7 protein-coding genes are annotated in these 6,585 nt (G+C 65.7%); 3 read left to right on the forward strand and 4 right to left on the reverse strand.

Annotated elements, in window-relative coordinates; genetic code table 11:
* The 3 genes from ACREE8_RS00515 to thiQ form a co-directional block, all read left to right on the forward strand.
* The coding region (locus tag ACREE8_RS00515) for a thiamine ABC transporter substrate-binding protein (RefSeq protein WP_431571013.1) at positions 1 to 710 on the forward strand (710 nt) is incomplete at its 5' end.
* 193 nt (positions 711 to 903) lie between these two features.
* A complete protein-coding gene (gene thiP, locus ACREE8_RS00520; RefSeq protein WP_431571014.1) occupies positions 904 to 2,514 on the forward strand; it encodes a thiamine/thiamine pyrophosphate ABC transporter permease in 1,611 nt (536 codons plus the stop codon).
* Positions 2,501 to 3,214: a thiamine ABC transporter ATP-binding protein gene (thiQ, locus tag ACREE8_RS00525; RefSeq protein ID WP_431571015.1), complete on the forward strand. Its 714-nt coding sequence runs from the start codon at positions 2,501 to 2,503 to the stop codon at positions 3,212 to 3,214. The genes thiP and thiQ overlap by 14 nt, the downstream gene beginning before the upstream one ends.
* A 2-nt stretch (positions 3,215 to 3,216) precedes the next feature.
* On the opposite strand, the gene ACREE8_RS00530 is transcribed toward thiQ, so the two are convergent.
* From ACREE8_RS00530 to ACREE8_RS00545, 4 genes are all read right to left on the reverse strand, one after another.
* Entirely contained in the window at positions 3,217 to 4,482 is a 1,266-nt protein-coding gene (locus ACREE8_RS00530; protein WP_431571016.1) for an NAD(P)/FAD-dependent oxidoreductase, read from the reverse strand.
* A gap of 89 nt (positions 4,483 to 4,571) precedes the next feature.
* Positions 4,572 to 5,054, reverse strand: coding sequence for a DoxX family protein (locus ACREE8_RS00535; RefSeq protein WP_431571017.1), 483 nt, complete (start codon positions 5,052 to 5,054; stop codon positions 4,572 to 4,574).
* A 2-nt stretch (positions 5,055 to 5,056) separates the two neighbouring features.
* Positions 5,057 to 5,290, reverse strand: coding sequence for a hypothetical protein (locus ACREE8_RS00540; protein ID WP_431571018.1), 234 nt, complete (start codon positions 5,288 to 5,290; stop codon positions 5,057 to 5,059).
* A gap of 16 nt (positions 5,291 to 5,306) precedes the next feature.
* A complete protein-coding gene (locus tag ACREE8_RS00545) occupies positions 5,307 to 6,482 on the reverse strand; it encodes a patatin-like phospholipase family protein (RefSeq protein WP_431571019.1) in 1,176 nt (391 codons plus the stop codon).
* Positions 6,483 to 6,585: the final 103 nt, after the last annotated feature.

Consider the following 6,585-nt stretch of genomic DNA (forward strand, 5'->3'; position numbering starts at 1 on the left):
GCCTCATCGCCGATCATGGCCTCGATCTGTCCCAGCTCGATCTACCGATCGCCTGGACCGACAAGCAGTTCGTGCCCTTCGATTATGGCTGGTTCGCCTTCGTCTATGACAAGACCAAGCTCGCCAACCCGCCGCAGAGCCTGGCCGATCTGGTCAAGGGCGATCCGAAGGACAAGATCGTGATCGAGGACCCGCGCACCAGCACGCCGGGGCTGGGGCTCCTGATGTGGGTGCGCAAGGTCTATGGCGACAAGGCGCCCGACTATTGGGCGAGCATGAAACCGCGCATCCTGACCGTGACCAAGGGCTGGAGCGAAGCCTACGACATGTTCCTCAAGGGCGAGGCGGCGCTGGTGCTGAGCTATACCACCTCGCCCAGCTATCACCTGATCGAGGAGAAGACGGACAAATACGCCGCGCCGAGTTACGCGGAAGGAAACTACCTTCAGATCGAGGTCGCGGCGAAGCTCGTCCATGCACCCAATCCGGCGCTGGCCGACAAATTCCTCGCCTTCATGTTGACGCCGGGATTCCAATCCGCGGTCCCCACGACCAACTGGATGTATCCGGTCAAGACGCCGGCGGAAGGATTGCCGGAGGGATTCGCGACGCCGCTGACCAGGGACCAGACGCTGCTCTTCACCGCCGACGAGGCGGCCAAGGGACGGAAGGCCTGGGTCGACGAATGGCTGAAGGCGATGAGTCAGTAGTGTCGCTCGCCAGATTCATCGTGCAACCCCTCCCTCTACCCCCTCCCGCAAGGGGAGGGGGCTGGGACTTTTCTCTGACTTGCGCGTTTTCCTTGCCCATCCCCATGGAAGGAAGAGGCGTGTCGGAGTCTTCCTCGTCCCCTCCCCTTGCGGGAGGGGGTAGGGGGAGGGGCGTCGACGCGACGACGAGCCCATGACCGCCATGCGCCATCACGCGATTTCGTTGCCCCTCATCGGCGGCCTCGCGAGCTTCGCGGTCATCGCGTTGCTGATCGGCGGAGCGTTTGTCGCGTTGCTGACGGCGGCGGCCGATATCGATCTGGGCGCGGTCGTCGGCGACGGCTATATCCGCCATGTCATCGGTTTCACGGTCTGGCAGGCGTCGCTCTCGACCTTGCTGAGCGTCGGCTTGGGGATCCCGGTCGCACGGGCCTTGGCGCGGCGGCCGAATTTTCCCGGCTGGGAATGGCTGCGCTTCCTCTTTGCGATGCCGTTCCTGACGCCCGTCATCGTCGCGATCTTCGGGCTGGTGGCGATCTACGGAGTCACGGGCTGGCTCAATCAGGGCCTCGCGCTGCTCGATCTTCCGCAAAAATTTTATCTCTACGGCCTTGCGGGCATCCTGATTGCGCATGTGTTCTTCAACATGCCGATGGTGGTGACGCTGCTCCTGCCGCGGTTCGAGGCCGTGCCCGCGGACAGCTGGCGGCTGGCTTCCCAGCTCGGCATGAACAGCTGGGCGATCTTCCGGGTCATCGAGCTGCCGCTGCTGCGCCAGACACTGCCCACCATCGCGCTGCTGGTGTTCCTGCTCTGCTTCGTCAGCTTCGTGGTGGTCCTGGCGCTGGGAGGCGGGCCGGCCGCGACCACCTTGGAAGTCGCGATCTACCAGGCCTTGCGGTTCGATTTCGATCTTGGCCGCGGCGTCTCCCTGGCGCTGCTGCAATTGGCGATCGGCGCTGCCCTGTTCGGCCTGACCCGCGTCTTCGAGCGCCACATGCCCATGATGCCGAAGCTCCGCTCCACGGTCGGCCGTCCGGACGCGTCGGGCCTGCTCGGGCGCATGCTCGATCCGATCGTCATCGCGGTCGCGGCTCTGTTCGTGGCCCTGCCGCTGATCACGGTCTTGATCGAGGGGGCCCTGGGATCGATCGGCGAGGTGATGTCGAACGAACGGCTGCAGCAAGGGGCGCTCCGCAGTCTCGGCATCGCAGCCTTGGCGAGCCTGTTTTGTGCGGCCCTGGCTTTGGGGATCTCGATGTCGACCCGCCAGCGCGGCGGCCGGACCCTGCGCTGGTCCGGAGCCTTCCAGGCGGCCTCGGTCGGCGGGCTCGTGGTTTCGCCGCTGGCGCTCGGCACCGGTCTGTTTCTGCTGTTCCGGCCGATCGTGGATCAGGCCTGGGTGAGCTACGCGCTGGTCATCGCGATGAACGCGATCATGGCGCTGCCCTTCGGCCTCCGGACATTGTCTCAGGCCATCGCGGATGCCGCGCGCGAGGATGATCGTCTCTGCGCGGCCCTCGGGCTGTCCGGATGGAACCGCCTGCGGCTCATCGACTGGCCGAAACTGCGCAAGCCCCTCGGGCTCTGCTTGGCGCTGGCCTTCAGCCTGGCGCTGGGCGACCTGTCGGCCATCGCCCTCTTCGGGCGGGACGGCATGGAAACGCTCCCGCTGCTGCTCTATCAGCAGATGGGCGCCTATCACATGCCCGACGCGAAGGTGACGGCGGCGCTCCTGTTGCTGTTGAATTTCCTCTCCTATGCCGCGATTGCCAAGATGGTGGGTGGCCATGTTCGCCGTTGAGCTGAGCGCCGTGACATTCCGCTATGAGGCGATGCTGATGCGCTTCGATCTCGCGGTCGAAGCCGGCGAAAGCCTGGCGATCATCGGCCCCAGCGGTGCCGGCAAGAGCACGCTCCTCAACCTGATCGCAGGCTTCGAGACGCCGCTGTCGGGCAGCATCAAACTCTCGGGCATCGACGTCGACGGTCTGCCGCCGGCGCGGCGGCCGGTGACGATGGTGTTCCAGGACCACAATCTCTTCGCCCATCTCTCGGTCTTCGACAATGTGGCGCTGGGGATCGATCCGGGGCTGAAGCTCAAGAATGGCGACGGCGCTCGCGTCGATGCGGCGCTGGCCGAGGTCGGGCTCGCCGGGCTGGGCCAGCGCAAGCCCGAGCAGCTTTCCGGCGGCGAACGGCAGCGGGCGGCGCTTGCCCGCGCTCTGGTGCGCAACCGGCCGCTGCTGCTGTTGGACGAGCCCTTCGCGGCGCTGGGCCCGAAGCTGCGGCGCGAGATGCTGGATCTGGTAAGCGCGCTGCGGCGGGCGCGGGGCCTGACCGTGCTTTTCGTCAGCCATCAGCCGGAGGACGCACATCACGGCGCGGACCGCGTCGCCTTCATCCAGTCCGGGCAGGTCCGGATTGTCGCGCCCACGGATGCGTTCTTCGCCGAGCCGCGCTCGGCCGAGGTCGCCGCCTATCTCGGCGAGACCGAAGGCTAGGCTCAGTTGTCCGAGCCGGTGATCAGCCGCGAGCCGCGGTGGAACGAGAAATAGGCCCAGAGCCAGCTCAGCAGCACGAAGATCCGGTTGCGGAAGCCGATCAGGAAGAAGATGTGCACGACGCCCCAGAGCAGCCAGGCGATCGTGCCGCTCAATCGGATCCAGCCGAAATCGGCGACCGCGGCCTTGCGGCCGATGGTGGCGAGGTTGCCATAGTTGCGATAGGCGAAGGGCTTGACCCTCTTGCCAGCCAGCCTCAGGCGGACCAGCCGCGCGACATAGTCACCCTCCTGCTTGGCGACGGGCGCCACGCCCGGCAGTTGCTTGCCGTCGGCACCCATGACCAGCGCCGTGTCGCCGATGACGAAGAGATTCGGATCGTCGGGCAGATGGAGATGGGGCGTCACCGGCACGCGGCCGACGCGGTCGCCCTCCACACCGAGCCATTTTCCGGCCGGCGAGGCCTGGACCCCGGCGGCCCACAGCACGGTCGCGGCCGGAATGCAGTGGCGCCCCGTCCCATCCTCGATCTCGATGCCGGCCTCGTCGCAGCGCGTCACCTTGGCGCCCAGCAGCAACTCAACGCCCAACCGCTCGAGCTGTTTCTTGGCTTTGGCGGACAGGCGCTCGGGAAACGAGGTCAGCGCCCGGTCGGCCGCCTCGACCAGAAGGATGCGCGCCTGGCGCGGATCGATGTCGCGGAAGTCGGCGGCCACGGCCATCTTGGCCAGCTCGGCGATGGCGCCGACCAGCTCGACGCCGGTGGGGCCGGCGCCGATCACGGCGAAGGTCAACAGACGCTGGCGCGCCGCCGGGTCGGTCGTCATCTCCGCTTTCTCGAAGGCGAGCAGGATCCGCCGGCGGATGTCGATGGCGTCCTCGATCTTCTTCAGGCCCGGCGCCACCGGCTCCCATTCGTCATGGCCGAAATAGGCATGGCGCGCGCCCGTGGCGACGACGAGCGTATCGAACGGGATCCGCCGTCCGTCCGAAAGCAGCACGTCGCGCGCCTGGCGGTCGACGGCCTCGATCCGGCCCAGCAGCACGCGGGAATTGGCCTGGCCGCGCAGGATAGCGCGGATGGGAGCGGCGATATCGGAGGGCGAGAGAGCGGCCGTCGCCACCTGATAGAGCAGGGGCTGAAACAGATGATAGTTGCGGCGATCGATCACGGTGACGTCGACCGGCGCCTGGGCCAGGGCCTTGGCGGCCGACAGGCCACCGAAACCCGCGCCCAGGATGACTACGCGATGACGGTCACCAGCCATGGTGGCAGGTTCGCCAGTGGGCGCTGAGCCAGAAGCCGGGCGCCCAAGGGCGCCCGCTTCCGACGCCATCGCCAAGGCGACGGGTGCGTTCATGCAGCATAACCCCAGCGGCGCTCCAAGGCCTTCCGGATGAGATGGTCGAAGGACAGCTTACCCGCACCTTGGGTCACCAGAAACAGCAACATCGAGGCCCAGGTCAGATGCTCGACCCAGTTCTCAGGATAGACGAAGACCTCGATCACGAATGTGAGGCCGAGCAAGGGCAGGACCGCGAGCCGCGTGCCAAGCCCCGCCAGGATCAGGCTGGCGCAGCCAAGCTCGGTGATGGTGGCCATCACGGCGGCGACGGCCGGCGGCAGCAGCGGGACCATATATTCGTCCTGGAACAGCGAGATGGTGATGTCGAAATTGGCAAGCTTTGTCATGCCCGACTTGATGAAGATCGCAGCGAGCGCGATCCGCATGATCAACGCCAGGAACGAGACGGGGATCCGTCCGGCGAGGTCGGTCGCCCGATGCAATCTTTCCGCCAAACCCGGTCGAACGGACATTGCCATGATCTGCGTGGCCATTCTCAGTCTCCTTTGCGGCGTTTGGAATGTTTAGACTTGGTCAGTTTGGAGTTGCGCTGCCTGGTCGGGGGCAGTCGAACCTCGGGCAGATCGCAATCGAGCCGGTCGATGTCATAGGCGCGCTGGATCGCGGCGACGATTTCCTCGCGCTCCTGCCCCAGGCGATTAAGGCGGACGCGGGCCTTGGAACTTTTGAGCGGTCGTTTCATCGGGCCGGCACGGGTGATATTGGGCAATGAAGGCCTGTTTCGTTCAGAGATAGCGGTCCCGGATATCGGTCGTGGATTCCCGGCCGATTCGATCGAAATTCTCGCCGAGCCAGGCCTCCGCGCGTTCGCGGCCTGTCTCCTTGAGGGCGGAGAGGAATTCCCAATCCGCGTTCAGCTTCGAGGCGACGCCGAGCTTTCCCATCACGTCGTCGGCGGCGATCGAATGGATCATCATCCGGCGCAGCTGGCTTTCCAGCCCGTCATTCTCGTCGATCAGGCGGGTGACGAAGCTGATCGCGCGCATCTCGCGCATGAGCGAGGAATTGAAGCTGATCTCGTTGATCCGATTCATGATCTCGGTGGCGCTGCGTGGCAGTGCCTCGCGCTCGATCGGATTGATATGAACCACCAGCACATCCGGGCTGTCGCAGTTGTAGATCAGCGGAAAGATTGCCGGATTACCCATATAGCCGCCGTCCCAATAACTCTCGCCATCGACCTCGACCGCCTGGAACATGAAGGGCAGGCAGCTCGAGGCGAGCACCGCATCGGCGGTGATATCCATGTTGTCGAACACGCGGACCTTGCCGCTGCGAACATTGGCCGCGGACAGAAACAGCTTCACCGGACATTCGGCGCGGCGGATCGCGTCGAAATCGACGGTCTGCTCCAGCACTTGGCGCAGCGGATTGTAGTTGAGCGGGTTGAGCTGATAGGGCGAGAACAGCCGCGACATCAGGTCGAACAGCACGAAGGCCGGCGACGCCTCGAGCGAGCGGTTACCCAGGATGCGGTCGAGCGGGGTCGGCTGCAGGGGCCCGAAGGCGGCGGCATGGCTGACGCGCCGCCAGAAGCTGGCGAGGGCCTTCTTCGCGCCGTCGCGGCCGCCCACGGAAAGACCATAGGCCAGCACCACGGCGTTCATCGCCCCGGCGGAGGTGGCGCTGATGCCGTCGAAGCCGATGCGTTCGTCTTCCAGCAGCCGATCGAGCACGCCCCAGGTGAAGGCGCCGTGAGCGCCGCCGCCCTGCAGGGCCAGATTCACCAGCTTGTCGGCCTGCATAATCTGCCGTTCGGCCTTGTGGTCGTCATGATGATGCTCCCGGCCATGGGCGTGAAAGGCATGAGCATCCGTCGCCTTGCGATGAGGTGCGGTGGCTTCTGCGGTGACATGGCCATCCATGGCGATCTCCTGCGCGTTCGGGGAAGTCCCACGCATGTCAATGGGCGAGCCACCCGCCATCGACGGGCAGGGCCGATCCGGTGATGGAGGCGGCATCGGGGCCGCAGAGAAAGGCGGTGAGACCGGCGATCTCTTCGAC

Source organism: Hypericibacter sp., from assembly GCF_050729195.1.
Taxonomy (GTDB): Bacteria; Pseudomonadota; Alphaproteobacteria; order Dongiales; family Dongiaceae; genus Hypericibacter.